The organism is Actinomadura sp. NEAU-AAG7 (assembly GCF_018603865.1).
GTDB lineage: Bacteria > Actinomycetota > Actinomycetes > Streptosporangiales > Streptosporangiaceae > Spirillospora > Spirillospora litoris.
This window is the reverse complement of the sequence record NZ_JAHFZY010000002.1, coordinates 858,701-884,903: the sequence shown is the minus strand read 5'-3', so window position 1 is coordinate 884,903 and position 26,203 is coordinate 858,701. Positions and strand designations below refer to the sequence as shown.

General features: G+C 73.4%; 26 protein-coding genes. 16 read left to right on the top strand and 10 right to left on the bottom strand.

Annotated features, from left to right (window positions below; all coding sequences use genetic code 11):
* Positions 1-61: 61 nt before the first annotated feature.
* Positions 62-313, top strand: coding sequence for a hypothetical protein (locus KLI87_RS13325; protein ID WP_156216092.1), 252 nt, complete (start codon positions 62-64; stop codon positions 311-313).
* Here KLI87_RS13325 and KLI87_RS13320 read toward each other — a convergent pair.
* The 3 genes from KLI87_RS13320 to KLI87_RS13310 form a co-directional block, all read right to left on the bottom strand.
* On the bottom strand, positions 310-708 hold the full coding sequence (locus KLI87_RS13320; protein WP_214617165.1) for a VOC family protein: 399 nt from the start codon (positions 706-708) through the stop codon (positions 310-312). The two genes, KLI87_RS13325 and KLI87_RS13320, sit on opposite strands and share 4 nt — an antisense overlap.
* A gap of 77 nt (positions 709-785) precedes the next feature.
* On the bottom strand, positions 786-2,540 hold the full coding sequence (locus tag KLI87_RS13315; protein WP_214617164.1) for a glycoside hydrolase family 3 protein: 1,755 nt from the start codon (positions 2,538-2,540) through the stop codon (positions 786-788).
* 119 nt (positions 2,541-2,659) lie between these two features.
* Complete coding sequence (locus tag KLI87_RS13310; RefSeq protein WP_250903871.1) at positions 2,660-3,847, bottom strand: ABC transporter substrate-binding protein; 1,188 nt, start codon at positions 3,845-3,847, stop codon at positions 2,660-2,662.
* Between the two features lie 192 nt (positions 3,848-4,039).
* Between KLI87_RS13310 and KLI87_RS13305 the strand changes: the two genes are divergently transcribed.
* From KLI87_RS13305 to KLI87_RS13280, 6 genes are all read left to right on the top strand, one after another.
* On the top strand, positions 4,040-6,580 hold the full coding sequence (locus KLI87_RS13305) for a nitrate- and nitrite sensing domain-containing protein (RefSeq protein WP_214617162.1): 2,541 nt from the start codon (positions 4,040-4,042) through the stop codon (positions 6,578-6,580).
* Between the two features lie 6 nt (positions 6,581-6,586).
* Positions 6,587-6,964: a DUF742 domain-containing protein gene (locus tag KLI87_RS13300; RefSeq protein WP_156216096.1), complete on the top strand. Its 378-nt coding sequence runs from the start codon at positions 6,587-6,589 to the stop codon at positions 6,962-6,964.
* Positions 6,945-7,562: an ATP/GTP-binding protein gene (locus KLI87_RS13295; RefSeq protein ID WP_156216097.1), complete on the top strand. Its 618-nt coding sequence runs from the start codon at positions 6,945-6,947 to the stop codon at positions 7,560-7,562. Before KLI87_RS13300 ends, KLI87_RS13295 begins: the two co-directional genes overlap by 20 nt.
* Positions 7,563-7,594: 32 nt before the next feature.
* Entirely contained in the window at positions 7,595-8,659 is a 1,065-nt protein-coding gene (gene galT / locus KLI87_RS13290; RefSeq protein ID WP_214617161.1) for a galactose-1-phosphate uridylyltransferase, read from the top strand.
* Positions 8,660-8,859: 200 nt separating this feature from the next.
* On the top strand, positions 8,860-9,771 hold the full coding sequence (locus tag KLI87_RS13285) for a hypothetical protein (protein WP_214617160.1): 912 nt from the start codon (positions 8,860-8,862) through the stop codon (positions 9,769-9,771).
* A complete protein-coding gene (locus KLI87_RS13280) occupies positions 9,762-10,295 on the top strand; it encodes an HAD domain-containing protein (protein WP_214617159.1) in 534 nt (177 codons plus the stop codon). Before KLI87_RS13285 ends, KLI87_RS13280 begins: the two co-directional genes overlap by 10 nt.
* Before the next feature lie 53 nt (positions 10,296-10,348).
* Here the strand turns inward: KLI87_RS13280 and KLI87_RS13275 are convergent, their stop codons facing one another.
* A complete protein-coding gene (locus KLI87_RS13275) occupies positions 10,349-10,492 on the bottom strand; it encodes a hypothetical protein (RefSeq protein ID WP_173390723.1) in 144 nt (47 codons plus the stop codon).
* A gap of 273 nt (positions 10,493-10,765) precedes the next feature.
* Here KLI87_RS13275 and KLI87_RS13270 point away from each other — a divergent pair, with 273 nt between their 5' ends.
* The gene (locus KLI87_RS13270) at positions 10,766-11,290 is read left to right on the top strand and encodes an NADAR family protein (RefSeq protein ID WP_308165991.1); all 525 of its coding nucleotides are present in this window, start codon (positions 10,766-10,768) and stop codon (positions 11,288-11,290) included.
* Here the strand turns inward: KLI87_RS13270 and KLI87_RS13265 are convergent.
* Complete coding sequence (locus KLI87_RS13265; protein WP_214617157.1) at positions 11,287-13,443, bottom strand: germacradienol/geosmin synthase; 2,157 nt, start codon at positions 13,441-13,443, stop codon at positions 11,287-11,289. The two genes, KLI87_RS13270 and KLI87_RS13265, sit on opposite strands and share 4 nt — an antisense overlap.
* Positions 13,444-13,628: 185 nt before the next feature.
* Here KLI87_RS13265 and KLI87_RS13260 point away from each other — a divergent pair, with 185 nt between their 5' ends.
* From KLI87_RS13260 to KLI87_RS13240, 5 genes are all read left to right on the top strand, one after another.
* Entirely contained in the window at positions 13,629-13,979 is a 351-nt protein-coding gene (locus KLI87_RS13260; RefSeq protein ID WP_173390724.1) for a phage holin family protein, read from the top strand.
* A gap of 81 nt (positions 13,980-14,060) precedes the next feature.
* Positions 14,061-14,606 carry a 2Fe-2S iron-sulfur cluster-binding protein gene (locus KLI87_RS13255; protein WP_250903754.1) on the top strand — a complete coding sequence of 182 codons (546 nt, stop codon included), beginning with the start codon at positions 14,061-14,063 and terminating at the stop codon, positions 14,604-14,606.
* The gene (locus KLI87_RS13250; RefSeq protein WP_214617156.1) at positions 14,603-15,577 is read left to right on the top strand and encodes a xanthine dehydrogenase family protein subunit M; all 975 of its coding nucleotides are present in this window, start codon (positions 14,603-14,605) and stop codon (positions 15,575-15,577) included. The genes KLI87_RS13255 and KLI87_RS13250 overlap by 4 nt, the downstream gene beginning before the upstream one ends.
* Positions 15,574-17,631, top strand: a complete 2,058-nt coding sequence (locus KLI87_RS13245; RefSeq protein ID WP_156216105.1) for a xanthine dehydrogenase family protein molybdopterin-binding subunit — start codon at positions 15,574-15,576, stop codon at positions 17,629-17,631. The genes KLI87_RS13250 and KLI87_RS13245 overlap by 4 nt, the downstream gene beginning before the upstream one ends.
* 109 nt (positions 17,632-17,740) lie before the next feature.
* On the top strand, positions 17,741-18,184 hold the full coding sequence (locus KLI87_RS13240; protein ID WP_214617155.1) for an STAS domain-containing protein: 444 nt from the start codon (positions 17,741-17,743) through the stop codon (positions 18,182-18,184).
* Positions 18,185-18,195: 11 nt separating this feature from the next.
* Here the strand turns inward: KLI87_RS13240 and KLI87_RS13235 are convergent, their stop codons facing one another.
* Entirely contained in the window at positions 18,196-18,702 is a 507-nt protein-coding gene (locus tag KLI87_RS13235) for a nuclear transport factor 2 family protein (RefSeq protein ID WP_214617154.1), read from the bottom strand.
* 86 nt (positions 18,703-18,788) lie between these two features.
* Between KLI87_RS13235 and KLI87_RS13230 the strand changes: the two genes are divergently transcribed.
* The 3 genes from KLI87_RS13230 (at position 18,789) to KLI87_RS13220 (ending at position 22,439) form a co-directional block, all read left to right on the top strand.
* Entirely contained in the window at positions 18,789-19,892 is a 1,104-nt protein-coding gene (locus KLI87_RS13230; protein WP_156216108.1) for an ADP-ribosylglycohydrolase family protein, read from the top strand.
* A 7-nt stretch (positions 19,893-19,899) separates the two neighbouring features.
* Complete coding sequence (locus KLI87_RS13225) at positions 19,900-21,279, top strand: SPFH domain-containing protein (protein WP_156216109.1); 1,380 nt, start codon at positions 19,900-19,902, stop codon at positions 21,277-21,279.
* 182 nt (positions 21,280-21,461) lie between these two features.
* Positions 21,462-22,439, top strand: a complete 978-nt coding sequence (locus KLI87_RS13220; protein ID WP_156216110.1) for a LysR family transcriptional regulator — start codon at positions 21,462-21,464, stop codon at positions 22,437-22,439.
* Positions 22,440-22,543: 104 nt separating this feature from the next.
* Here KLI87_RS13220 and KLI87_RS13215 read toward each other — a convergent pair whose 3' ends face one another.
* From KLI87_RS13215 to KLI87_RS13200, 4 genes are all read right to left on the bottom strand, one after another.
* Positions 22,544-23,314, bottom strand: a complete 771-nt coding sequence (locus KLI87_RS13215) for a hypothetical protein (protein ID WP_214617153.1) — start codon at positions 23,312-23,314, stop codon at positions 22,544-22,546.
* Between the two features lie 35 nt (positions 23,315-23,349).
* Positions 23,350-23,862, bottom strand: coding sequence for a papain-like cysteine protease family protein (locus KLI87_RS13210; protein WP_214617152.1), 513 nt, complete (start codon positions 23,860-23,862; stop codon positions 23,350-23,352).
* A gap of 282 nt (positions 23,863-24,144) precedes the next feature.
* On the bottom strand, positions 24,145-25,380 hold the full coding sequence (locus tag KLI87_RS13205) for a cell wall metabolism sensor histidine kinase WalK (RefSeq protein ID WP_156216113.1): 1,236 nt from the start codon (positions 25,378-25,380) through the stop codon (positions 24,145-24,147).
* Complete coding sequence (locus KLI87_RS13200) at positions 25,380-26,051, bottom strand: response regulator transcription factor (protein WP_156216114.1); 672 nt, start codon at positions 26,049-26,051, stop codon at positions 25,380-25,382. The genes KLI87_RS13205 and KLI87_RS13200 overlap by 1 nt, the downstream gene beginning before the upstream one ends.
* Positions 26,052-26,203: the final 152 nt, after the last annotated feature.

Sequence of the window (26,203 nt, the reverse complement as noted above, 5' to 3'; positions counted from 1 at the left end):
TGGTATCGGTGATCCGTGCGGCCGACGCGGTCGATCGTGTGTTCGAGTAGGGTGTGCTGTCGTGCTGGTCAAAGGGGCGGGCGGCACCCGCGAACACGTTCCGTTCCTGTGCCCGCGGGGGCACCGGCTGGAGGCCGGACGGGTCATCGTCGGGTGGTCGCCGTGCGTGTGCCCGCCCTGCTCCGGACGGGGCCGGGGGCTGCGCGGGCACCGCACGTACCTGTGCCTCGCCTGCCGGGACGAGCATGTGACGACCAAGTGCTACCTGCCGCACCATGTGCCGTCCCTCGGCGCGGACTTCCGCTGGCCCTAGCGGCGGGGGCGGTGGGCTCGGATGTCCACGGGGCGGCCGTCGGGGTCGCGGGCCGTCATCGTCCACTGCGTGGGCAGTGCCTCGATCTCCGCGACCGGGTTGCCGGAGCCCAGGATCCGCTCGCGGACCTCATGGAGTTCTTCGTAGGTTCCGACCCGCAGTCCCCAGCCTGCTCTGCTCAGGGGGTCGAGGCCCGTGGCGGGGGCGGTGGCGGTTTCGACGATCATCAGGTGGTCGTTCTCGCCGACGTCGAGGACCGCGACCCGGGGGTCGGGAGGAGTCGCGGCGCGCTCGAACGCGAGCCGTGCTCCGAGCAGATCGGTGTAGTACGCCACGAGCCGGTCGAGGTCGGTCGTGGACAGCGTCACGTGGTTGATTCCGTGGAGATCGGGCATCGTGGCTCGACTCTAGTGCGGCCGCGGCCGCCCGGCGGGGCGCCGGAGGCGGGCCCCACCGGGACGAGCGCTGGCACTCAGCCTTCGTAGCGGAGGCCGTGGCCGTAGGAGTAGAGGCCCGCGATGGTGACGGGGAGGCGGCCGCCGGGCTGGGTGCCGAAGACGACCTTGGCCGCGGCCTCGTGCATGGTCTGGTCGACGCGCAGGATGCGGGCCGTCGTGCCGTAGGTCGCCACGTACGCCTTGACGTGCGGGTAGGACCTGATGTCGTACGGCAGGCCGATGGCGATCGCGGCCACGGGCCTGCCGGTCGCCTGGAGCGCGCGGACGAGTTTGGCCTGCCCCTCGGGGAGTTCGCCCGAGGAGTACGTCGCGACGAGGACGCGGTCGGCCCCCTCGGCGCGGCGGACGGCCTCGGTGATCTCGGCGTCGGACGGGTTGGTCGTCGCCGACTGCCAACTGGTCACCGCGCCCTTGGACGCGGCGGCCACCTCCTTCGCGAACGGCTCGACCTGCGCGGCGCCCGCGACGAACGTGTGGTCGCGGGCGACCGGGTCGAACGGCAGCACGCCGTCCTCGTTGCGGACGAGGGTCGTGCCCGCGACGCCCATCGCGAGGGCGCGGCTATGGAAGCCCGTGTTCCCGCAGACGCGCTCGGCCGCGCGGGGGCTTACGTAGCGGTGGTCGAAGACGTCGTAGTCGCACTTCAGGGCCAGGATGCGGCGGACCGACTCGTCCACCCGGGCGCGGGAGAGCCTGCCCGCGCGCAGCGCGTCCAGCAGCGCGCCGACCGCGTCCACGTGGGTGGAGAACTCGCCGGTCGACATGATGATGTCGGCGCCCGCGTTGACCGCCATGACCGTGGCCTCGCGGACGCCCCAGTTCTTCGCGATCGCGTCCATGTCCATCGCGTCGGTGACGATCAGGCCCTTGAAGCCCAGGTCGCCGCGCAGCAGGCCGGTCAGCACCTTCGCGGAGAGCGTCGCGGGCAGGTCCGGGTCGATGGCCTTCACGACGACGTGCGCCGTCATGATCGACTCGACGCCGGCGGTGATCGCGGTGCGGAACGGGGGGAGGTGGACGCGGTCGAGCGTCGCGCGGTCGTACTCCACGGCGGGCAGGCCGAGGTGGCTGTCGGTCTTGGTGTCGCCGTGCCCGGGGAAGTGCTTGGGCGTGGAGATCAGCCCGGCCCGGCGGTAGGCGCGCACCTGGGCCTCGACCAGCTCCTGGACGAGTTCGGTCCGCTCCCCGAACGAGCGGACGCCGATGATCGGGTTCGCGGGGTTGGTGTTGACGTCGGCGTCCGGCGCGTAGTTCCAGTGGAAGCCCATCGCGCGCGCCTCGGCGGCGGTGATGGCCGCCGCCTCCCGCGCGTACCGGGCGTCGCGGGCCGCGCCGAGGCCCATCGCGTTGGGCAGGGGCGTCGTGCCCTCGCGGACGTTGTGCGTCGTCCCGAACTCGAAGTCGCCCGACATCAGCAGCGGCAGGCCGAGCCGCGTGTCCTGCGCCCACCGCTGCACGCGGTTGGAGTAGCGGGCGGCGAGGCCCGGCGTGCGCGGCTCCGAGGTGATCACAGAGCCGATCTTGAGGTCCTGGAGGGAGCGGCGCGTCTCGTCGTTGGGCAGGCCGTCAGGGCCGTCATGGGTGACCGCCATGACCATCTGACCGATCTTCTCCTCGTCGGTCATCCGCGCCAGGATGGCCTCGGGGTCGCGGCGCCGCTTCGGCGCCGCCTCCGCGAAGGCGGCCTGGGTGAAAGCCGTGGGCGCCAGCGCGATGCCGAGCGCCGCCGTCGTGATCGTGGACACCGCGGCCCGCCGTCCGATAGTCATCCCGCCTCCAGTTCGGTTGCCTACCGGTCTAGACCAGGCGATCCGACCCCCGAAGGCAATGGAGAAACCTGCCAAGATCAGGTGAACGCGCGTTCACCGAACCGGGCCGAGCCGGGCGGTCAGCCCTTGATCTGCGTCCATGCCTCCGCCCAGCGGGAGTACTCCACGCACTTGGACCCGCGGTCGTCGCCGCAGTCCTTCGTCGGCGTCCGCCAGAAGGCGAGGCGCCGGTAGAAGCCCGGGTCGCCGACGTGGTAGGTCGCGCAGAACCCGCGCGCGGTGTACGCGCACGCCTTCGGGTTCGCGGGGGCCTCGCCGAACCACTGCGCGACCTGCGCCTGGACGCGCGGCGTGGCCATCCAGCTCATCCACTTGTACATGCAGTTGGGGTGCTGCGCCTTGGACGAGATCATCCACGTGTCGGACCACCCCGTCGCGCCCTCGGACGGCAGCGTGGTCGCCACCGGCGCCTTCTCGGCCGCGGCGAGGTTCGCGGTGACCTGCCAGGCCGTCCCCGCGTAGTTGTCGGCGCTCTTGAACGACTGGAGTTCGTCGAGGTAGTTCGCCCAGTACTGGTTCACGTTGGGGCGCTGCCGCCGCAGCAGCTCGACCGCCGCGTCGAACTGCTCGCCGTCGAGGGCGTACACGTCGCGGATCTTCAGGTCGGGACGGTGCGCCTTGAGGTAGAGCGCCGCGTCCGCGATGTAGATCGGGGAGTCGTAGGCGACGACGTGCCCGGCGGCGGGGGAGTCGGGCTTCCACACCACGTCCCACGACGTCGGACGCTGCTGGAGCTTGTCCGTGCGGTACATCAGCATGTTCGCGCCGTAGCCGTGCGGGACGCCGTACATGCGCCCCTTCACCGAGTTGTACGGCTGCTGCTTCAGGTACGGCGCGATGTCGTCGTACCCGCTGACCAGGCCCGTGTTGACGGGCGCGACGGTGCCGCCGTAGATCAGCCGCAGGCTCGCGTCGCCGGACGCCGAGACGCCGTCGTAGCGTCCCGTCCGCATCAGCGCGACCATCGAGTCGGAGGTGTCGGCGACCTTCGCCGCGACGTGGCAGCCGGTGGCCCGGGTGAACGGCGCGACCCAGTTGACCTTCCTGTCGTTCGACCCGTTCTCGGCGTAGCCCGCCCACACGACGAGGTCGAGCCGGCCCTCCCCGGCGCCCACGTCCTGCTGCATCGGGACCTCCGGGACGGCGGCGACCTTGCCCTCCCCGCCGCCGCATCCGGAGGCCAGTGCGGCGGCGGCCGACAGTACGGCGGCGAGCTGGAGCGTCCTGCGGCGCGGTGTTCGACCCATCACGTCGAAGGATCGTAGGGGTATTTCGGGCATTCCCGCATACATAATGTGATGATCTGGAAACTGTCGACACACGGCGGCGTACCGTCCTAGGCTCTCCTGCGTTCCGCGCACCCGCCCGCCGCGTTCCGCGCCGCACCGTCCCCGCCGCCGACCGAAAGTTCAGCCGAAGTGCCACAACCAGGCCGCCCCGTGGACTCCTCCGCCGAGCAGCGGCGGGCCGGTCCGAAGGCCGCGCGTTTCCGCTCCATCCGCTTCAAGGTCATCCTGATGGTCACCGTCTCGGTGGTGTCGCTGGGCGTCCTGTGGGCGTTCGCCGCCAGCATCGCGCTGGGGGAGGGGCTCAACCTCCGGCACGTCGAGTCCGTCCAGGACCACTACGGCTACCCCTCCGGCGCGCTCGGCAGCGCGCTCCAGAACGAGCGCCGCCTGTCGATGGTCTACCTCGGCGGCCGCGCCGAGGGCGACCGCGCCGCGATGGAGTCGGGACGGCTCGTCACCGACCGGCAGGCCGAGCTGTTCCGCTCGCTGGTCGCCGACAAGGGCGCGCGGGGCGCCGCGCCGCCGCAGGTCGGCCGGCTCGCCGACAAGATCATCGGCGAGCTGGACGCGCTGGCCGCCGGGCGCCGCTCGATCGACTCCGGCGCCACCGGCCGGGCCCGCGCGTTCGCCGACTACAGCGCGCTGCTCGCCGACGTCGGCTCGCTCCAGGGCTCGCTCGCCACCCTCGACAACTCCGAGGTCGCCAAGGACGCCCGCAACCAGGCGTCGCTGACCCGGGCCCGCGAGACGCTCGCGCAGGAGGACGCGCTGCTCGCGGGCGCGCTCGCCGCGGGCCGCATGACGCCCGCCGAGCACGCCCAGTTCGTCAAGCTCGTCGGGACGCAGCGCGCCCTGTACGGGTTCGCGGCGGCGGAGCTGCGCCCGGCCGACCAGGCGTACTACCAGCGCGTCGTCGGGATGCCCGAGTACACGCGGCTCCGCCTGCTGGAGGACCGGTTCGTCGGGTCGCTGCGGCTCGTCCGGCCCAACGGCACGCCCGGCGTGCTGTGGAAGACCACCGCCGACTCCAACCTGACCCGGCTGCGCGGCCTGGAGCTGTCGGTCGCCGCGAGCGCGGAGCGGCGCGCCAAGCCGATCTCCGACGGCATCATCACGCGGGTCGTGCTGGCCGGCGCGCTCGGGCTCGTCGCGGTCGTCGCGTCCCTGGTCATCGCCGTGTGGGTGGCGCGCTCGGTGGTCCGCGAGCTGGCCCGGCTGCGCCGCGAGGCGATCGACCTCGCCGACGCGCGGCTGCCCGGCGTGATCCGCAGGCTGCGGCGCGGCGAGGAGGTCGACGTCGCCGCCGAGGCGCCGCCGCTGGCCTTCGGCGCCCGCGAGATCCACCAGGTCGGCGAGGCGTTCAACGCCGCCCGCCGCACCGCGATCCAGAGCGCGGTCGAGGAGGCGGCGCTGCGCCGCAACGTCAGCGAGGTGTTCGTCAACCTCGCCCGGCGCAGCCAGACGCTGCTGCACCGCCAGCTCAAGCTGCTGGACGCGATGGAGCGGCGGATGGAGGCGCCCGACGACCTGGAGGACCTGTTCCGCGTCGACCACCTCGCCACCCGCATGCGCCGGCACGCCGAGGGCCTGATCATCCTGTCCGGGCAGCCGCCGGGGCGCGGCTGGCGCAACCCGGTCGCGATCGTGGACGTGGCGCGCGCCGCCGCGTCCGAGGTCGAGGACTACACCCGCGTCAACGTCGCGCCGATGACCCGCGCCGCGATCGTCGGACCGGCCGTCGCCGACGTCATCCACCTGCTCGCCGAGCTGGTCGAGAACGCCACCGCGTTCTCGCCGCCGCACACCACCGTCCAGGTGCAGGGGCAGGCCGTCTCGCACGGCTTCACGCTGGAGGTCGAGGACCGCGGCCTCAGCATGGACGAGCCGAGCCTCGCCGCCGCCAACGAGCGGCTCGCGACCGCCGCCGAGTTCGACCTGTCCGACAGCGCGCAGCTCGGCCTGTTCGTCGTCGGGCGCCTCGCCCGCCGGCACGGCATCAAGGTCACGCTGCGCACGTCCCCCTACGGCGGGATGACCGCGATCGTCCTGCTGCCCGAGGAACTCGTCGTGCGCGGCGACGGCGAGGCCCTGGAGGACACCGAAGCCCCGGCCCTCACCACGCGCCGCGCGCAGGACGCGCTGGTCCCGGCGGGCGTCGTCGCGCGGCCGCCGACGCCGAGCGGGTCGGTGCTGCAACTCCCGGCGGGACGGCACGCCGCCGCGCCGCCCCCGACGCCGACGCCGACGCCGGCCCCCGCGCCCATGCCCGCGCCCGTGCCGGAGCCGCCGTCCGAGTCCGAGGCGACGGGCCCGCGCCCGGTGTTCGAGGAGCCCGCGCAGGGCCCGCTCCCGCAGCAGCGGCAGGCGGGCACCGCGTGGGGCGAGCGGCGCGACCCGTCCTACGAGGCGGAGCTGGAGCGGTCCCGGTCCACGCCGCAGCGGCTGCCGCGCTCCCCGCGCGAGGTGCGGCGGCGCCCTCCCGGTGCGGGCTCGGCGGAGCGTCCGCCGCTGCCCAAGCGCGTCAAGCAGGAGAACCTCGCCTCACAACTGCGCGAGGAGGCCGCCGCGGCCCCGCCCGCCCCGGAGCCGCGTCCCGGCCGCTCGCCCGAGCAGCTTCGGGCGATGATGTCGTCGATCCAGCAGGGCACCCGGCGCGGCCGCGCCGAGACCCTCGACAACGAGGAATCGTGACGGGCGATGAGCGGTGCTGGCAGCGAGTGGATCGATGAGGAGGCCGGGCCGATCGTCCGGTCGTACGCGCTCACGCGCGGGCGCGCGCGGCCGGCCACCGGCGAGACGTTCGACATGATCACGATCGTGTCGACCGAGGCCAGACCCCGGTCGGGCTCGCCGGGCCTCGGCCCCGAGCACCTGGACATCCTGGAGATGTGCCTCCAGCCGCAGCCGGTCGCCGAGATCGCCGGCCGCATGCGGCTGCCCCTGGTCGTCGTCCGCGTCCTGCTGGGCGACCTCCTGCACCACCGGCTCATCGCCGTCACCCGTCCCCAGCCGGAGAGCACGCTCTCCAAGGAACGCCTGCTCAGGGAAGTGCTCCATGGCCTCCAAGCCCTCTGACCCCGCGGCCGCCCCCGCACCGGCCGCCGCGCCGGTCGCGGTGAAGATCCTCATCGCCGGCGGGTTCGGGGTCGGCAAGACGACGCTCGTCGGCGCCGTCAGCGAGATCCGCCCGCTCCAGACCGAGGAGCTGCTCACCGACCAGGGCGTCGACGTCGACGACACCGCGGGCGTCGAGCAGAAGACCACCACCACGGTCGCGATGGACTTCGGCCGCATCACGATCCGCGACGGGCTCGTCCTCTACCTGTTCGGCACCCCCGGCCAGGACCGCTTCTGGTTCATGTGGGACGAGCTGTCCTACGGCGCGCTCGGCGCCGTCGTGCTCGCCGACACCCGCCGCCTCCCCGACTGCTTCCCGGCCGTCGACTACTTCGAGAGCCGCGGCCTGCCGTTCGTCGTCGCCGTGAACCGCTTCGACGACGGCTACGACTACACGCCCGAGGAGATCCGCGAGGCGCTCGACCTCGGCGAGGCCATCCCCGTGCTGCTGTGCGACGTGCGGGAGCGGACGTCCGGCAAGGAGGTCCTGACGACGCTCGTGCGGCACGTCCTCGCCGTCCACCGGACGGAGGACCAGGGCGTTCCCGCCCTCTAGGCTGGGCCGGGTTCCCCGACGGATGAGGTGACGTGAAGGTCACGCGTACGCGCGCGCGGTTGTCGGACGGCCGCGAGATCCTCTACTTCGACGAGGCGCCGGGCCGGACGCCGGTGCCCGACCCGCGCGGCCTGCCGCCCGTCCAGCCGCTGTGCGAGGTCCGCCGCGACCCCCTCACCGGCGACCCCGTGACGGTCACCGCGCACCGCAACGCCCGGACGTTCCTGCCGCCCTCCGACCAGTGCCCGCTCTGCCCCGGCGGCCCCGCCTCGGAGATCCCGGACGCCGCCTACGACGTCGCCGTGTTCGAGAACCGCTTCCCGTCCTTCGACGCGCGCACGCCGGGCGTCCCGCCGGTGGTCGACGGCGCGCCGGTCCTCCGGCGCGCCAGAGGCGCGGGACGCTGCGAGGTCGTCTCCTTCACCGACGACCACGCCGCCTCGATGGCGCTGCTGCCGGTCTCCCGCGTCCGGACGGTCATCGAGACCTGGGCCGACCGCACCGCCGAGCTGTCGGCGCTGCCCGGCGTCGAGCAGGTGTACGTCTTCGAGAACCGGGGCGTCGAGATCGGCGTCACCCTGCACCACCCGCACGGCCAGATCTACGGCTACCCGTTCGTCACGCCCCGCACCGGCCGCATGCTGGCCATGGCCGCGCGGCACCGCGCGTCCGGCGGCGAGCTGTTCGCCGACGTGCTCGCGGCCGAACGGGCGGGCGCCCGCGTCGTCACCTCCGGCGAGCACTGGACGGCGTTCGTCCCCGCCGCCGCCCGCTGGCCCGTCGAGCTGCACCTGATGCCGCACCGCCACGTCCCCGACCTGGTCGCCCTCACCGCCCCCGAACGCGACGAGCTGGCCGTCCTCTACCGCGACCTGCTGCGCCGCTGCGACGCCCTCCACGGCGCGCCGCTGCCCTACGTCGCGGGCTGGCACCAGGCCCCGGTCGGCGAGGGCCGCGACCTCGTCCGCCTCCACCTGGAGCTGTTCTCCGTCCGCCGCGCCGCCGACAAGCTCAAGTACCTCGCGGGCTCGGAGTCGGGCATGGCCGCCTGGATCAACGACGTCCCCCCGGAGGACATCGCCGCCCGCCTGCGCTAGAGCACGCGGTGCCGCTCGTCCGGCACCGCGTTGCGGCGGGTGGCGGCGGGGCCGCCGCGGGACCGCTTCGTCCAGGCGGCGCGGATCCGCTGTACGGCGATGTCCATCCGGTCATGGTGATGTGGCCTCGCCTCGACACGCCAGTGCTTTTCCCCCGCAGCCGGTGGAACGCCGGAACTTGTTGCCCTAATCTCCGTCGCATGCCCGCAAGCGTGCCGGCCGGCCCGCCGGCGCCCGGAATGTTCGACGGTGTCGCGGCGACGTCCGCCGGCGCCCCCCTCGCCTTCACCTCCCAGAGCGGGACGGGGGCGAACCTCGGCCAGGCGTGGGACCTCACGTCCGGCTCACCGCTCGGCCCGCCCGTCCCCGACTTCCCCGACGACCGCGCCGAATGGGCGTTCGGCCTCCCGGACGGCTCGCCCCTCGTCGCCTGGACGCGCCGCGACCGGATCCACGTCCACGACGTCCGCGCCGGCACCTACCTCACCCTCGAACCGGGCTGCGCCGCCCAGCCCGAACTCGTGGGCCTGTCCACCCACCAGGGACGCGGCGCCGTCGTCGCCGTCTTCGGCCCCGCGCACGACGCGGAGGTCCTCATCTGGGACGCCGCCACCGGCGACCGCCTCGCCGAGTTCGGCCTGTGGCTCGGCCACGGCTCGGCCCTGGACCGCCGCCTGCTCCCCGCGACGGGCCCGCTCCTCGGCCTGACCTGCGACGACCCCTGCCGCGTCACGGTGCTGGACGTGGAACGCGGCGAACAGGTCGCGACCCTGCCCTCCCTCGGCCCCCGCGCGGTGTTCACCTTCGACCGCGGCGGCCCGGTCCTCGTCCAACCGACCGCCTCGGGCCTGGTCGTCCGCCCCGTCGGCGGCGGCCCGGCCACGACGCTCCCCGCGCCGCACCCGTGCGACCAGCTCGCCGCCGCCTCGGTCTCCGGCCGACTCCTTGCGGTCGCCGACACCCCCGACGGCACCCTGCTGGTGTGGGACGCGGCGCGCGCCGTCCGCCGCGTCCCACTGCCCGCCCCCGCCAACGACCTGGCCCTCGCCGCCGACGGCACCCTGGCCGCCGCCACCGACGCGGGCCTCTACACGATCCACCTATGCCCCTAGGCGACGTCCCGCGTCCGGGATCGCGCAGGACCCGCCCCGTCCTGTACCTGGACATCGACGGCGTCCTCAACCCGGACGCCCCCCGCGGCCACCACGAGGAGCACACGGTGGGGCGCCTGACCGTGCGCATCGTCCCGGCCCACGGCGGCTGGCTCCGCGAGCTCGCGGCCCGCTTCGACCTCGTCTGGGCGACGACCTGGGAGGAGCACGCCAACGAGCACATCGGCCCCCTGCTCGGCCTCCCCGAACTGCCGCACGTCCCGTTCTCGGCCTACGCCGCGCGCCCGGGAGACCCCCGCGTCCCGCTGCTCCAACTCCCGCACGCGCGCAAGTGGGCCCCGATCCTCCGCCACGCGGACGGACGCCCCTTCGCCTGGGCGGACGACATCATCCCCTGGACGATCAGACGCCAGGCCCTGCCCCACCGCCGCGCGCTCCGCCTCGTCCCCGTGAACCCCGCCCAGGGCCTCACCCGCCGCCACGTCGACCACCTCTGGCACTGGTCCACCCGATGGCCCCGCTGAAAACGCGACAGGGCCCGTCCGCGGGAGTGCGGACGGGCCCCGGAATGAACTGATCAGCGCGCGGCGAGTTCGTCCTCGGACACCGTGGACTCGGCGTCGGCGGTGCGGGCCGCCTGTTCGCCGTCGGTGTCCACCGGCCGCCGCGACGGCCAGGCGTCGAGCTTCGTGCGACGAGGGTTCGCCAGAGGGTTGTCCATCGCTGCTGCTGTCCTCCCATGACTACAGGCGGCCACGGACTCCAGGCATCCGGACCGACCGAAAAGGAAATCTTCCCCGATGACCCACCAGGTTTAGCAACATGGTCTAGACCTGGGCGCTGCCATCAGTAACAACACCACTCTCCCCTGCCATTCCGCTTACTACCGCCTGAGGGGTCGGGAGTGACGGAGATGACACCGGGGCTTATTCGATCGCCTCGCGGGGCGGGGGCGGCATATCGTCCTGCGGTCAGGGTTCCGGAGGGGGGCACGGTGGAGAGCCGGTGGTCGGTGGACGCGTTGCGCGTCCGGGAGGAGCGGTTGAAGTTCGTGTTCTTCTGGCGCGAGACGGGGCCCGCCGGGTGCCTCAGCCAGTGGGCGCGGATCCCCTTCACCGTGGACGGGACGGCCTACGCCACCGCCGAGCACTACATGATGGCCGCGAAGGCGCGCCTGTTCGGGGACGAGCGGACCGCCGCGGCGATCGTGGAGGCCGGGCACCCGGCGCGGGCGAAGGAGCTCGGGCGGCGGGTCCAGGGGTTCGACGAGGAGGCGTGGGTGGCGCGCCGCCTCGGGATCGTCGTCGAGGGGAACCTGGCGAAGTTCGCGCAGCACGCCGAACACCGCGCGTACCTGGTCGGGACGGGGAAGCGCGTGCTGGTGGAGGCGAGCCCGCTCGACCGGATCTGGGGGATCGGGCTGGCCGCCGACGACGAGCGCGCCGAGCGGGTCGAGGAGTGGCGGGGGCTGAACCTGCTCGGGGAGGCGCTGATGAACGTGCGTGATGCGCTGGCCTAGGTGGTCAGGCGGAACGCCGAGGTGCCGAGGCCCGTGGGCTTGAGGAGGCGGGGCCGCGCCGGGGCGGTGCGCGCCGGGCGTTCGTCGTAGCGGTGGGTCTCGTGGTGCCACTTGTTGATGCCGGCCATCCAGTCGCGGAGTTCGTCGACGTAGGCGTCCAGGCCGGTGCGGGCGACCTCGTCCAGGCCGAGTTCGTCGGCGAGGACGGGCAGCTCGTTGGTCGCCAGGTGCTCGAACTGGTGGCGGCGGGAGGTCATCAGGTCGTTGACGACGCCTAGGGCCTCGTCGCGGCCGCAGCCGAGGAAGTGCTGGACGGCGAGAACGCCGTTGTTCAGCTCGCCCTCGTACTCCATCTCCTTCTGGTAGGAGAAGACGTCGTTGGTCAGGCAGGCGTAGTCCATGGCGGCCGCGTCGATCTCGTTGAGCGTGCGGGTGCGGAAGACGTGCTCGGGGATCTCGCCCGCGTGCTCGATGCGGGAGAGGGCCATGGTCAGCTCGGAGCCGAAGGTGTGGCGGCGCATCTCCAGGTAGTCGACCGGGTCGGGGACGCGGGCCTGGAGGTGGTTGTTCAGCTCCCAGAGCCAGCTCTCCACCATGTGCTCGACGGTGGCGCGGAACTCGCGGCGGCCGCGGTCGTTCATGGGGACGGCGGTGCGGTGCCACAGGTCGGCGAGGCCGGTCTCGAAGGGGTTCTCCGGGACGGGCGTCGGCCCGCAGTCCAGCGGCATGAAGGCCGGGATGCGGGCGTTGAAGCGCTTCGCGCCGGCCATGTCGCGGTCGCGGTTGAACACGGCGGGGAAGTAGTCGTCGCCCCAGGTGCCCCAGGCGAGCCACTGGGTGGCGAGGTCGAGGGCCTCGGGGGTGGCGTCGGGGTCCAGGGACGCGGCGCAGATGGCGAACTCGAAGCCGGAGAGGGACTCGGCCGTCCACAGCGGCTCGGGGTGGCGGGGCAGCGGGTCGTACATGCCCACCTCGCCGCACCAGGTGATGACGTTCCGGCGGGCGCGTTCGCGGTGCGGGTTCACGCGCGCGACGTAGGGCATGTCGAACGCGGGCAGCGGCGTCGGGCCGACCTTCTGGTAGGGGACGTGCGGCACGCTGAACCGCGCCGACTTCAGCAGCCCCGGCAGGCGCGTCGCCGACATGCCGATCGGCGCCGCCCTGTTCATGTAGCGGCTGGAGCGCATGTGCCATTCCTGGCCGCCGGACTGCCAGTCCTGGAGGCCCTTGACGTAGGCGGCGAGGCTCGCGCGCTCGGCCGCGTCCAGGCCGTGCTCCTCCTGGAGCGGCGGCAGTTCGGTGAACACGGTGTTCTCGAACTGGCGGAGGCGGGAGGTCAGCAGGTCGTTGACGGTGTCGGCGGCGGCCTGCGGCGCGACGTCCAGGAAGTGCTCGACGACCAGGACGCTGTTGTTGATCTCGCCCTCGGTCTCGGTCTCGCGCTGGTAGGAGAAGATGTCGTTGCGCAGGTGGACGCCGTCGGCGAAGGTGTCCTTCAGGACGCGCAGCGCGCGGGTGCCGACCAGCCGCTCGGGGATCTCCGCGCCGATCGCGACCTCCACCAGGTCGGCCGACCAGGGCGCGCCGCCGACCTTGCGGCGCATCTGCACGTACTCGACCGGGTTCGGGACGCGGTCGCCGCTGATGTTCGCCAGTTCCCACAGCGACTCGCGGAGCAGGTTGCCGGTGCTCTCGGCGAAGCGGCGGCGCCAGGCGTCCGACCGCGACGGGACGGTCCGCGCCCACAGGTCGGCGAGCCCGCGCTCGACGGCGTTGACCGGCTCGGGGGGCGGGGCGTCCGCCATGAAGAGCGGCAGCCGGTCGAGGTACTCCCGGGCACCCGCCTGGTCGCGCGGGCGCTTGAACACCTCAAGGAAGTGGTCGTCGAAGTAGAAGACCCACACGTACCAGTCGGTGATGAGGTCGAGCATCGGGGCGTCGCAGTCGGGGTGGGTGTAGGCGCACAGGAGCGCGTAGTCCATCGCGTCGAGCGCGGCCTCGTCCCAGATGTCGGGGGTGCCGGGGTCGCGGGTCTCGTCCAGCATGCCCATGCCGCGGGCCCACGCCCGGCTGTGCGCCCGCGCGCCGTCGAGGTGGGCGTTCAGCCGCGCGGGGTGGGGGACGTAGAAGTCGGGCAGCTCGAACGGTTGCATGGACCGGCCGGCCTCTCTCTCACGGGGGAGGGCGGCTCCGCGTCGCGGGAGCCCGGTTCCGCAACTTACAGCACCGGCGGGGTTGCGGATGGTGACAGCTTTGTGCCTTGATTCCTTCGCCTTTAGACGGGTAAGCCCCGGTCATGGGGAAGTCAGGCGAGGTTGCGAGGGCCGAGGACGATCCGGTGGCGCAGAACCTCGCGCTCGTGGGGCGCGTGGTCGAGGCCGCGCAGGCGGAGATGCTGGAGAAGGCGCGCAAGCGGCTGCCGGCGCTGCGCCTCGGCGCGCTCGCGGGAGCGCTCGGGATGATGGCCACCGCCGCGACGTACCGGATGAACGTGCAGTTGCTGGAGCGGAAGCTGCCGCCGGAGCTGGCGTCGTTCGTCACGGCGCTGGCCTACGGCGGCGGGGCGGGCGCGGCGGCCGTGGCGGCGGGCCGCAAGTGGCGGGGGCTCCCGGCGCCGCTGCCGTCGGAGACGGTGCGGCAGGTCGCCGAGATCCTCACCGACAGGGACGACCCCACCGACGAGGACTGATCCGGCGGTCGCTTCGGAGAAAGCCGATCCTTCCTGGACGTCGCTGACTTCAGCCTGGCGATCCGGGGTAGGGGGCCCGTCATGGACAGTGAAGCCACCCCGGTGAAAGCCGAGATCACCCTCCGTGTGAACGGCGCCGAGCACCGCCTCGGCGTGGATACGCGCGCGTCGCTGCTGGACGTGCTGCGCGAGGATCTCGGGCTGACCGGCTCGAAGAAGGGCTGCGACCACGGCCAGTGCGGCGCGTGCACGATCCTGGTGGGCGGGCGGCGCGTGAACGCCTGCCTCGCGCTGGCGGTCGCGCACGACGGCGCCGAGATCGTCACGGTCGAGGGACTCGCGGAGGACGGGCGGCTCAGCCCCGTCCAGGAGGCGTTCATCGAGCACGACGGGTTCCAGTGCGGCTACTGCACGCCCGGCCAGCTCTGTTCCGCGACCGGCATGCTGGACGAGGCGGAGCGCGGCTGGCCCAGCGCGGCGAGCGAGGACCTGCGCGTCGACCCCGTCCTGGACGACGACGAGATCCGCGAGCGGATGAGCGGCAACCTGTGCCGGTGCGGCGCCTACATGGGCATCGTCGCGGCGGTGCGGGAGGCGGCGGCGCGCAGGGAGGCGGCGGAGGCATGAGGCCGTTCGCGTACGAGCGCGCCACGAGCGCGGAAGACGCCCTCCGGCGGCACGCGGAAGGGGCCGCCTACCTCGGCGGCGGAACCAACCTCGTGGACCTGATGCGGCTCGGGGTCGAGCTGCCCTCCCGGCTGGTGGACGTCACCCACCTCCCCTACGACCAGATCCAGCTCGACCCGAACGGCGGCCTCCTCATCGGCGCCGCCGTGAGCAACAGCGACCTCGCCGCCGACCGGACGGTCCGCGAGGGGCATCCCGTTCTCGCGCAGGCCGTCCTGGCGGGCGCGTCGGGGCAGATCCGCAACGTCGCGACGGTGGGCGGCAACCTCCTCCAGCGCACGCGCTGCTCCTATTTCCAGGACGCCGCCAAGCCCTGCAACAAGCGGAACCCGGGCAGCGGATGTCCCGCCATCGAGGGCGAGCACCACAACCTCGCGATCCTCGGGCACTCCGGGGCGTGCGTGGCGACGCACCCGTCCGACATGGCGGTGGCCCTGGCGGCGCTGGACGCGTCGGTCCACGTCCGGGGGCACGCGGGCGAGAGGGTCGTCCCGATCGAGGACTTCTACCGGCTCCCCGGTGACGCGCCGGAGCGCGACACCACCCTGGAGCCGGGCGACCTGGTGACGGCGGTGGAGGTGCCCCCGCTCGGCATGCCCTCCCGCTACCGCAAGGTCCGCGAACGCGCCTCGTTCGCGTTCGCGCTCGTGTCGATCGCGGTGGCCCTGCGCGTCGACGGCGGCGTCGTCCGCGACGTCCGGCTCGCCCTGGGCGGCGTGGCGCACAAGCCGTGGCGGGCCAGGCGCGCCGAGGAGGCGCTGCGCGGGAACCCGGTCACCGAGGAGTTCTTCCTGCGCGCGGCCGAGGCGGAGCTGGAGGCGGCCGAGCCGCTGCGCGACAACGCCTACAAGGTGACGCTGGCGCGGAACCTGATCGTCCGGACGCTGGCCGAGCTGGGGGAGGGGACATGACCGACCGGCTGGAGAGCCGCGAGAAGGTCACCGGGGAGGCGCGCTACGCGGTCGAGTACCCGGTCGAGGGTGTCGCCTACGCGGCGGCCGTGCAGGCGACGGTCGGCCGGGGCGAGATCACCTCCGTGGGCACCGAGGAGGCGCTGCGGCTGCCCGGCGTCCTGGCCGTCCTGTCGTGCGAGAACGCGCCGGAGCTCCGCGAGAGCGGTGACGCCGAGCTGGCGCTGTTCCAGTCCCGCACGGTCTCCTACCGCGGCCAGTTCGTCGCCGCCGTCGTCGCCGAGACGCTCGACACCGCGCGGGAGGCGGCGCGGCTCGTCCGCGTCGAGTACGCCTCCGAACCCCCGGACGTGGAGCTGCGCGCCGACCACCCCGGCCTCTACAAGCCCGAGAAGGTCAACCCGGTCTTCCCCAGCGACACCGCCCAGGGCGACGCGGACGAGGCGTTCGCGAAGTCGGCCGTCCGGGTGGAGGCCACGTACACGACCCCGGCGGAGCACAACAACCCGATGGAGCCGCATGCCACCCTCGCCCAGTGGCACGACGACGGGACGCTGACGCTCTACGACTCCAACCAGGGCGCGTCGGGCGTCCAGAAGACGATCGCGGGCGTCCTCGGCCTGGAGCCCTCGCAGGTGCGGGTCGTGTCGCCGCACGTCGGCGGGGGGTTCGGGTCCAAGGGCGCGCCCCGGCCGAACGTGCTCGTCGCGGCGCTCGGCGCGCGCGCGACCGGGCGCCCGGTCAAGTTCGCCGTGCCCCGGCAGCAGATGTTCGCCACCACCGGCTACCGGACGCCGACCATCCAGCGGATCAGGCTCGGCGCCGACGAGGACGGGCACCTCGACGCGATCACCCACGAGGTGGTCGAGCAGACGTCGGTCCTCCAGGAGTTCGGTGAGCAGACCGCCGTGCCGACCCGGATGATGTACAAGGCGCCGCACCGGCGGACGTCGCACCGCCTGGTCAGGCTGAACGTCCCCACGCCGTCGTGGATGCGTGCGCCCGGCGAGACGCCCGGCATGTTCGCGCTCGAATCGGCGATGGACGAGCTGGCCGTCGCCGCCGGGATCGACCCGATCGAGCTGCGCGTCCGCAACGACACCGGCCACGAGCCCGAGAGCGGCCTGCCGTTCAGCTCCCGCAACCTCGTCGCGTGCCTGCGCGAGGGCGCGGCCCGCTTCGGGTGGGCGGCGCGCGACCCCCGGCCGGGCGTGCGGCGGATGGGCCGCAAGCTGCTCGGGACGGGCGTCGCCTCCTCCACCTACCCCGCCTACATGCGGCCCTCCGAGGCGACGGCCCGCGCCGAGCCCGACGGGACGTTCACGGTCCGCGTCGCCGCCGCCGACATCGGCACCGGCGCCCGCACGGCGCTGACGCTGATCGCCGCCGAGGCGCTGAAGGTCGAGCTCGGCCGGGTGCGCGTCGAGGTCGGCGACAGCCGGTTCCCGAAGGCGCCCGTCGCGGGCGGCTCCATGGGGACCTCCAGTTGGGGCGCGGCCGTCGTCCGCGCCTGCGAGGGCCTGCGCGGCAAGCTGAACGGGTCGGTCCCGCCGGAGGGCCTGGAGGCGTCCGCCGACACCACCGACGAGCTCAAGGGCCGCGACCGCTACGCGCGGCACGCGTTCGGCGCGCAGTTCGCCGACGTGGAGGTCGACGCCGACACCGGCGAGGTCCGCGTCCGCCGGATGCTCGGGATCTTCGCGGCCGGGCGGATCGTCAACCCCAAGACCGCGCGGTCGCAGCTCATCGGCGGCATGACGATGGGGATCGGCATGGCGCTGCACGAGGAGAGCGTGATGGACGCCGAGTTCGGCGACTTCCTCAACCGCGACCTCGCGCAGTACCACGTCCCGGCCTGCGCGGACGTCCGCGACATCGAGGCGGACTGGGTGGAGGAGTCCGACCCGCACCTCAACCCGATGGGCACCAAGGGCATCGGGGAGATCGGCATCGTCGGCGCGGCGGCGGCCATCGCCAACGCCGTCCACCACGCGACGGGCGTCCGCGTCCGCGATCTGCCGATCACGCCGCCCCGCCTGCTGCCGCGACTGTGACGTTTCTGATTTTCCGTTCGCTGGCGGTTCAGAACACGGGTTCAGGTGAGAGCCTGGCATGAGCGGGCCGCCCACGGCAGGGCGCCCCGGCCGGAGGGCGGGAAGCGGGATGACGGTCTGGCGGATCACCGGCGAGGACGGCCCGGTGCGCAGGTTCGCCTCACCGGAGGGCACTGGGCCGACCCAGGACGCCCCCCGGTACGACGTCGTCGAGTACGACACGGCGCTGCTGCGCGTCGTCTCGGCGTCCGGCTCGCCGTGGCTGCGCCTCACCGGCGACATCGACGTCTCCAACTGCGCCGACCTGGACGGCCTGCTGCGCGCCGCCGTGGCGCGGGTGCCGGGCGACCTGCACCTGGACCTCTGCCATGTCGACTTCGTGGACGTGGCCGGTCTTCGCGTCTTCACGAAGACCGGCCACGCCCTCGACGAGGGCAGGCGCATGCTCCTGCTGCACGGGGTGTCCCCGCACATCGACAAGCTCGTCCGCCTCATCGGCTGGGACCGGGCGCCGGGGCTCCACGTCCACTGCAAGTCCCGGCCGGCGTCCTAGCCCGGTGGGGATCAGGAGGCGCTGAGGCGTGCCAGCTCCTCGTTGAAGACCGGCGGCTTCCCGGTCGTCCACGCGACCGTGAGCACGACGACCCGGAACCGCCACCCGTCCCCGGTCCGCGCGACCTCGGCGTCGTAGTGCCCGCCGGACACCATCAGCTCGCCGGGACGGTCGGCCCGCGCCGCCTGCGTCGACTCCAGCTGCACATGGGTGTGGACGGCGTCCCACCGCACGCTCGCCTGGTCCCCGTCCAGCTCGACGAGGGGGATCCCGGCGAGGTGCTGGGTGCGGCCCCACATGTCCATGGCGAGGGTCTGCATCCGCGGGGCGATGTCGCGTCCCGCGAAGGTGCCCACGGGGAAGCGGAACCGCACGTCCTCGGTGAAGAACCGCCGCGCCCACGCCTCGTCGAACGGATGCGCCCGCGGGTCGGCCTGCCGCTCGTCCAGCGACGCGAAGAACCGCGCGACCAGCTCCCCGATCTCCAGCTTGTCCACCAGTTCCGCGATCTCAGTCATGATCTCCTCCTTGCGGTCCACGCTAGGGAGCGCTGACCGCGTGGGAATCCGTCATCTGACCGGGCTGGTTCACTAGGGTGTCGGGCATGCCGGATCTTTCCGTGTATCCCGCTCCCGACCGTGTGCTCGGCTGCCTGCTCGGCGGGGGCATCGGGGACGCACTGGGCGCGCCGCTCGAAGGCTTCACGCTCGACGTCATCCGCGAGAAGCACGGCCCGGACGGCCCGGACGACTTCGTCGCCGAGCGCTTCGGGCGCGGCGCGATCACCGACGACACGCAGCTCACGATGTTCACCGCGTACGCGCTCGTCCAGGCGTCCGCGCGGGAGCGGGCCGGGGGCGGCGCGCGGGGCGTCGGCACCGCCGCGCCCGGCCTGCTCCAGGCCGCCTACCTCACCTGGTTCCGCGGGCAGGGCGAGGAGTTCCCCGACCAGGGCGTCGAGGGCGGCGGCTGGCTCGCCGGCGAACCGGCGCTGATGACCCGGCGCGGCCCCGGCCGCTCCACGCTCGCCGCGCTGCACCGGGCGGCCGAGCGCCGCCGGCCGACCGTCCCGCTCGGGACGCCGCGGGAGCCCAACGGCGACTCCAAGGGCTGCGGCGGGACGATGCGCGCCGCGCCGTGCGGGTTCGGGCACGCCGATCCGGCGGACGCGTTCGAGCTGGGCTGCCGCGCCGCCGCCCTCACCCACGGGCACCCGAGCGGATACCTGCCCGCCGGGGTCCACGCGGCCATGGTCTCGGCCCTGCTGCGCGGCGCCGAGCTTGAGGAGTCCCTGCACCTCGCGCGCGAGCAGCTCAAACGCCATCCGGGCAACCGCGAGACGCTGGAGGCGCTCGGGCACGCCGCGAGCCTCCGGCACGAGGGGCCCGCGACGCCGGAGCGGCTCCAGACCCTCGGCGGCGGCTGGACGGGCGACCAGGCCATCGCGATCGCCGTGTACGCGGCGCTCGCCCCGGGGGACGTCGAGAGCCGCCTCAGGCTCGCCGTCACCCACACGGGCGACAGCGACTCCACGGGCGCGATCTGCGGCAACCTCCTCGGCGCCCGCTACGGCGCGGACGCCTTCCCCCGGCGCTGGCGCGACGGCCTGGAGGTCGGCTCCGCCCTCACCCGGCTCGCCGCCGCCTGCTCCGCCGAGTTCGGCCCGAACCCGCCCGCCGACCCGGGCGGCCACCCCATCGCGCAGTGAGGTCCCCATGAGCAGCCCCGACCAGGGCAACACCTACCTGGAGAAGGTCGTCGCGCAGCAGGCGGTTCTGGAGGACGACCTGCGCGCCCGGCGCGTGCCGTCCCCGGCCGCGCCCGGCGCCGCGCCCCCGCCGCCGGGGCCGGTGGCCAAGCGGAACCGCGCGCTCGGCGCGCCGCCCGCCGAACCGGCCGCCTCCGGCCAGGTGGACGTGCGGATCAGCGGCTTCTGGCGGTGGAAGAACGTCCTGGTCCCGCCGAACGCGTTCGTCGTGCACACCCGGCGCGGACGGGAGGAGCCGCTGCACATCGGGCTCGGCGTGTCGTTCCGGTTCAACCCGTCCACCGACTCGTTCCTCGTGGTGCCGGGCGCGACGCAGACCATCCTGATCAACGCGTACTGCATCTGCCGCGAGTTGCAGGGCGTGCTCGTCCAGGGCTACGTGCAGTGGATCATCCAGGACTTCGCGACCGCCTACCGCAAGCTCGACTTCGGCGCCGAGGACGACCCGATGCGGCTGGTGAACATCCAGCTCAGGGAGCAGGCGGAGGCGGCGATCAAGGACAAGGTCTCGATGATGGGGGTGCGCGACGTCCTCAGCGACAAGCAGCCCATCATCGAGGAGCTGACGGCCCGGCTGCGCGGCGTCGCCGAGGGCGAGGACGGCGGCGACCAGGGCCTCGGCCTGCGCATCGTCACCGTGCAGATCAAGGAGGCGGTGGTCAGCTCGTCCCGCCTCTGGGAGAACCTCCAGAAGCCCTACCGCGCCGAGCAGGGGCAGATCGCGCGGCTCGCCGAGCTGGAGGCGGAGGAGGTCGTGGCGCAGCGCGAGATGGCGGCGGCGCGGCTGAAGGAGACGCAGCGGCTGGAGCACGAGCGGGAGCTGGCCGAGCTGCGCGCCCGCAACGAGGCCGAGCGGTTCGACACCGAGGCCGCCGAGAAGGCCCGCCGGACGCGGCGCGAGCACGACGACGCCCGCGAGGTCGCCGAGCTGCACACCGAGACGACCCGGCACGCCCTGCGGATGGAGCGGGAGCGGCACGCCGAGGAGGCCGAGACCGGGCGGCTGCGCGCCGAGCGCGAGGCCGAGCTGAAGCGGCTGGAACTGGACGCCGAGATCGCGCGGTCCGGCGTCCGCGCCCGCGCGCGCCACGAGCACGACCTGCTGGAGCTGGAGCGGGAACGTTCCCGCGCGGCGGTGCAGAACGAGCGCACCCCGGCGTCGGTGCAGGCCGAGCTGGTGCACTCGCTCCCGGAGATCCTGGCGAAGCTCCCGAAGCCGAACGAGCTGCGCACCGTGCAGGTCAACGGCGCCGACCAGACGAGCGTCGCGGGGCTGATCACCCAGCTCGCGGCCGTCCTGACCGCGCTGCGCGACGCCACCCGCTGACCGCCGCCCGTCCCGTGTCACGCACACGGCTGGTAGTCGCGGCGGCCGGAAGAACCACAGGACGTCACCGACACACCCGATGTAACCGGAATGGCACGCATTTCTATTCTGTGGCGGCGTGTCCGGGGTTAATATTCGCTTGATTCCAGTCGACGGGGCAGAGTCACGGTCAGGAGCAGCGCGTGGATCTCGGTCCCCATCACCTCAGGATGATCGAGGCCGTCGCCGCGACCGGCAGCATCAGCAAGGCCGCGGCCCGCCTCAACCTCACCCAGCCCGCCGTGAGCACGATGCTCCGCCGGGTCGAGGGCCATCTCGGCGTGCAGTTGTTCGTGCGCTCACCGGAGGGCGTCGTGCCGACCCCGGTGGGGGAGGAGGTGGCGACGCGGGCCCGAGCCGCGCTCGCCTGTATCGACGACCTGAACGCGGCCCTCGCGCACCGCCGCAGCGATCCCTCGCCGCTGCCGATGCTGCGGATCGGGGTGCAGGCGTGCCCGCCGCTCACCCGGCTCAGCGAGCATCTGGACGTGGTGTCCCCGGGCGCCCGGCTGCAACTGCGCGTCGACCAGGGCGGCGGGCGGATCCCGGCACTGCTGGCCTCCGGCGCGCTCGACATCGGCCTGTTCCAGGAGCCGGTGGACTACACCGCGCCCCCGCTGGAGGGTCTGGAGCGGCTCGTCCTGGTGGAGTGCGAACCGGCGCTGGTCGGGATGTCCTCCAGCAGCCCGCTGGCCGCGCGCGAGACCATCGACCTCGCCGACCTGGCCGACCAGGACTGGCTCGACGACCCGCTCGACGACGGCCCCTACCCGGCCTACTTCCGGGGGGTGTGCGCGAGCGCGGGGTTCCAGCCGAGGGTCCGGTTCTGGTCGACCGACTGGCAGATCGCGGCCTCGCTGATCCGGTCGGGGCGCGCGATCGGCATCTACCAGCCGACCGCGGCCCCGCGCGACGGGATGGCGTTCCGCCGCATCACCGGAGACCCGCTGGGACAACGGGTCGTCCTGGTATGGCGGCCCGAGGTGGAGCAGGCCGCGGGGCGCCTGAGGGGGATCTTCAACGACGTGTACATGCAACTCGTCCGCGCGCAACGCGTGTACGGCGATTGGTGGGACGAGCATCCCGAGGCACATCCGGCGTTGCCGGTCGTCACGCCCTGAAGGATCCATCTCAAGGCCCCCACCCCGGGCCGCCTGGCCCGTGAGGGTCGGCGGGTCCCGGGGCAGCGGTCCCCGGAACCCGCACGCTCATCGGCTGGTCGCCCCTACTCCTGCACCCGGCGGCGCCGCGCGACGGCGATGCCGGCCGCCGCCGCGACGGCGCCGCCGGCGCCCAGAGCGAGCAGGGCCGGTGCCGGGCCCCGATCCGGCGCCGGCCTGCTGACGCCGGTCGAGGGCGAGAACCCGCCCAGCCGCCCGGACCTCGCGTACTGCGAGCCCGGGAGTTTGTCGGCGTACCGCGTGTGGACCAGCCGCTGGTACGCCGCCACCGTGACGCCCGCCTTGCCGACAGACGCGACGGCGGTGTCGTTGAGCCCGGTGACCCTGCCGTCGGCGAGGCGGTACCAGGCATTGATCTGCGGCTCGGTGAACACCGTGCCGCCCGCGGCCTTCGCCGCGTAGGCGGTCTCGTCGGAGCCGGAGGTGATGTTCCAGACCAGCCAGCTCTTGTTGTTCTTGTTCAGCCACATCGTGGCCTGCTGGCCGGACGCGGACCGCGCGCTGACGGCCATGTGGGAGAAGCGCGCGACGGTCGCGCCCGCGTCGCCCTTCACGAAGGCGGGGTTGAGGGAGTAGATCGTCTGGGCGGCGCCCTCGATCCGGGGGGCCTGGGCGTCCGCCTGGGCCTTGGTGACGGTCTGGTTCGTCAACTGGCCCTGGTTGTGCTGGCCCAGGTGGACGAAGAAGGACCCCAGCCGCTGCTGGGCCGCCGGCTGCGCCGCGGCCTCGGAGGCCGCCGCCGCGTCGGCGGAGGGGCCCGTCGCCATGGCCGAGCCGCCCGTCATGAACACCGTGACGCCGAGTCCGGCGGACACGGCAGCTGCGGAGAGCTTCGCAGTGCTTCGCATCATCACGCTCCGACCCGGTAGAGGGCCTGTCCCCAGCGGAACTGGCCGTTGTTGGTGTACTGGCCGACCGTCATCTCGGAGTAACGGGGGCTGGAGGGCCACGGGTCGCCGTAGGCGATGACCTGGGAGCCGTCGGTGTAGCCGTAGATGACCTGGGCGTGGCCGCCGCCGGCCGTCCAGTAGATGCCGGTCTCGATCGGACGGCGCCCGTCGATCTCGGTCTTGATGGCGCTGAACCCGAGGGGGCCGCTGACGGTGCCGCGGGAGATGCCGAGCTTCTGGAAGGCCGTCTGGGCCCATTCCAGGTATCCGGCCTGGTTCGGGCACTGACCGCCGGAGCGGTTGCGCGCCATGTTGCAGAATTCGTTCTGGGTGGTGCCCTTGCCGTGGAACTTGGCGATCGTGAGGCCGCTGGCGGCCCAGCACCACTGGTTCTGCTGCTGCACTTCCTGGCTGATCTGTAGTTCACCGGCCGAGGCGACCGAGGGCGAGGCCGTGACGGTGGCCGCGGCCACCCCGACGACTCCGCACGCGATGCGCCAACGTCCCCGGGCGGGTCGGGTACGCGTTGCCATTCGCTTCCGCCTTTTCTCCCGGCCTTACGGCGTGGAACCCCGCGCGGGGTCAGGAGCAATTCCCCACCGGTGCCGGGGGAATTCCGAGCGGGGGAGGCCCGCACGCGGGATCGAAGGAACGCAATAACAGTCTCATTCGCGACAAAAGCCAGGTAATGCCAGCAGGTCATAACCGGGGTGAATGGGGCTGTTCCGCGCCGTTACGCTAAGTGGCCTGGCCGGTCAGACCAGAGCCGTGACCTGCGAGGACGGCAGCGTGACGGTCACCTGGAGGCCGCCGCCGGTGCGCGGGAGGGCGGTCACGGTCCCGCCGTGGGCGCGGGCGATGGACCGCACGATCGACAGTCCGAGGCCCGCCCCGCCGGAGGTGATCACGCGGTCGGAGCCGAGCCGGCGGAACGGCTCGAACAGCGCCGGCACCTGGTGCGGCGGGACGGCGGGCCCGGAGTTGCCCACCTCCAGGACGGCGTTCGCGCCGTCCGCGCGGCAGGCGACCCGCACCCAGCCGCCGGGTCCGGAGTTGTGCCGGATCCCGTTCTCCACGAGGTTCTGCACGACCCGTTCGAGGAGCAGCGCGTCGCCCGCCGTCACGGCCTCGGCGGCCTCGGTCCGCACGGTCACGCCCGCCGCGTCCGCCTCCGCGACGGTCTGCGCCGCCACGTGCCCGACGACGTCGGCGAGGTCGACCGGCGCCCGGTCGGTGATCTCGCTCTCCGACCGGGCGAGCAGCAGCAGGCCGGTGATCAGCCGCTCGTGCCGCAGGTTGATCTCCAGCAGCGTCTCGCCGAGCCGCAGCACGTCCGGGGAGGCGTCCGCGCGGTGCATCGCGACCTCGACCAGCGCGCGGCCGAGCGTGAGCGGGGTCCGCAGCTCGTGCGAGGCGTTGGCGACGAAGCGGCGCTGGCCGTCGAAGGACCGGTCGAGCCGCTCCAGCATGGTGTCGAAGGTGTCGGCGAGCCGTTTGACCTCGTCGTCGGGGCCGTGCAGCGCGATCCGCTCGTGCAGGCCGCGGTCGGCGGCGGGCGCGCCCGCGATCCGCCGCGCGGTCTCGGTGACCCGGTCCAGCGGCGCGAGCACGCGCCCGCCGATCAGCCAGCCGAGGCCCGCCGCGACCCCGCCGGCGACCAGCAGCGCGATCGAGCCCTGCGTGACCAGCGACGCCGTCGCGGCCTCGTGCATGTCGGCGCGCTGGCGCCGCGCCCACGCGTCCAGGTCGCCCATGGCCTTCGCCTGCTCGCGGGCGGACTGTTCGGTGACCTCCTCCGGCGACCCGTCGCGGATGACGCCCGTCTTGGTGAGCACCTGCGGGCCGCCGCGCGCGAGCTGCTGGTCGAACAGCGCGTAGGTGACGCCGAGCAGCACCAGGCCCGCGACGAGGAACAGCCCGCCGTAGGTCAGCGTCAGCCGGGCCCGCAGCGACAGGTGGCGCGGCCTGATCAGCGCGATGCCGGGCCTCATCACGGGATCCGGTACCCCGCTCCCTTGACGGTCTCGACGACGGGGGGATCGGCGAGCTTGCGCCGCAGCTTGAGGATCGTCAGCCGGACGGCGCCGGTGAACGGGTCGGCGTGCTCGTCCCACACCTTCTCCAGCAGCACCTCCGCCGACACGACCGCGCCGTCCGCGCGCAGCAGCTCGGCCAGCACGGCGAACTCCTTGCGCGCCAGCGGGACGTAGCGCCCGTCCCGGACCACCTGGCGGCGCGCCGGGTCGAGGGTGATGCCCGCGCGGCGCAGCGTCGGCGGCGCGGCCGGGCGCGAGCGCCGCCCGAGCGCGTGCACCCGGGCGGCCAGCTCGGGGAACGCGAACGGCTTGGTGAGGTAGTCGTCGGCGCCGAGCCCGAGCCCCTCGACGCGGTCGGTGATCTCGGCGGCGGCGGTCAGCATCAGCACCCGCGCCGCCGCCCCGCCCCCGGCTGGCTCGGCCCCGACCAGCTCGCGGCAGACGTCGTCGCCGTGCACGAGCGGCAGGTCCCGGTCCAGGACGACGACGTCGTAGTCGTTGACGGCGGCGCGCTCCAGCGCGGACGCCCCGTCGTAGGCGAGGTCGACGGCGTGCGCGTCGCCCCGCAGCCACTCCGCTATCGCGCCGGCGAGGAGCCGCTCGTCCTCGGCCACCAGTACCCGCATTCCGGCTCCCTTCGCCGTGCCCACGGGCCGAATGCTGCCGCACACCCTGTTTCCTCCGCGTTAGGAACTCCCTTCGCCCCAGCGGGAAACGCGGGGGAAACGCGCGGTCGCGTTGCATCGCTCTCCGACCGGCCGGGTCAGGCCCGGCGACG

Coding starts and splice junctions, on each gene's coding strand:
- KLI87_RS13310 (WP_250903871.1), bottom strand. CDS start 3,847: ATGGGTCGAACACCGCGCCGCAGGACGCTCCAGCTCGCCGCCGTACTG.
- KLI87_RS13205 (WP_156216113.1), bottom strand. CDS start 25,380: ATGAGGCCCGGCATCGCGCTGATCAGGCCGCGCCACCTGTCGCTGCGG.
- KLI87_RS13235 (WP_214617154.1), bottom strand. CDS start 18,702: ATGACTGAGATCGCGGAACTGGTGGACAAGCTGGAGATCGGGGAGCTG.
- KLI87_RS13315 (WP_214617164.1), bottom strand. CDS start 2,540: ATGACTATCGGACGGCGGGCCGCGGTGTCCACGATCACGACGGCGGCG.
- KLI87_RS13200 (WP_156216114.1), bottom strand. CDS start 26,051: ATGCGGGTACTGGTGGCCGAGGACGAGCGGCTCCTCGCCGGCGCGATA.
- KLI87_RS13240 (WP_214617155.1), top strand. CDS start 17,741: ATGACGGTCTGGCGGATCACCGGCGAGGACGGCCCGGTGCGCAGGTTC.
- KLI87_RS13320 (WP_214617165.1), bottom strand. CDS start 708: ATGCCCGATCTCCACGGAATCAACCACGTGACGCTGTCCACGACCGAC.
- KLI87_RS13250 (WP_214617156.1), top strand. CDS start 14,603: ATGAGGCCGTTCGCGTACGAGCGCGCCACGAGCGCGGAAGACGCCCTC.
- KLI87_RS13275 (WP_173390723.1), bottom strand. CDS start 10,492: ATGGACAACCCTCTGGCGAACCCTCGTCGCACGAAGCTCGACGCCTGG.
- KLI87_RS13265 (WP_214617157.1), bottom strand. CDS start 13,443: ATGCAACCGTTCGAGCTGCCCGACTTCTACGTCCCCCACCCCGCGCGG.
- KLI87_RS13255 (WP_250903754.1), top strand. CDS start 14,061: ATGGACAGTGAAGCCACCCCGGTGAAAGCCGAGATCACCCTCCGTGTG.
- KLI87_RS13300 (WP_156216096.1), top strand. CDS start 6,587: ATGAGCGGTGCTGGCAGCGAGTGGATCGATGAGGAGGCCGGGCCGATC.
- KLI87_RS13245 (WP_156216105.1), top strand. CDS start 15,574: ATGACCGACCGGCTGGAGAGCCGCGAGAAGGTCACCGGGGAGGCGCGC.
- KLI87_RS13230 (WP_156216108.1), top strand. CDS start 18,789: ATGCCGGATCTTTCCGTGTATCCCGCTCCCGACCGTGTGCTCGGCTGC.
- KLI87_RS13295 (WP_156216097.1), top strand. CDS start 6,945: ATGGCCTCCAAGCCCTCTGACCCCGCGGCCGCCCCCGCACCGGCCGCC.
- KLI87_RS13280 (WP_214617159.1), top strand. CDS start 9,762: ATGCCCCTAGGCGACGTCCCGCGTCCGGGATCGCGCAGGACCCGCCCC.
- KLI87_RS13285 (WP_214617160.1), top strand. CDS start 8,860: ATGCCCGCAAGCGTGCCGGCCGGCCCGCCGGCGCCCGGAATGTTCGAC.
- KLI87_RS13225 (WP_156216109.1), top strand. CDS start 19,900: ATGAGCAGCCCCGACCAGGGCAACACCTACCTGGAGAAGGTCGTCGCG.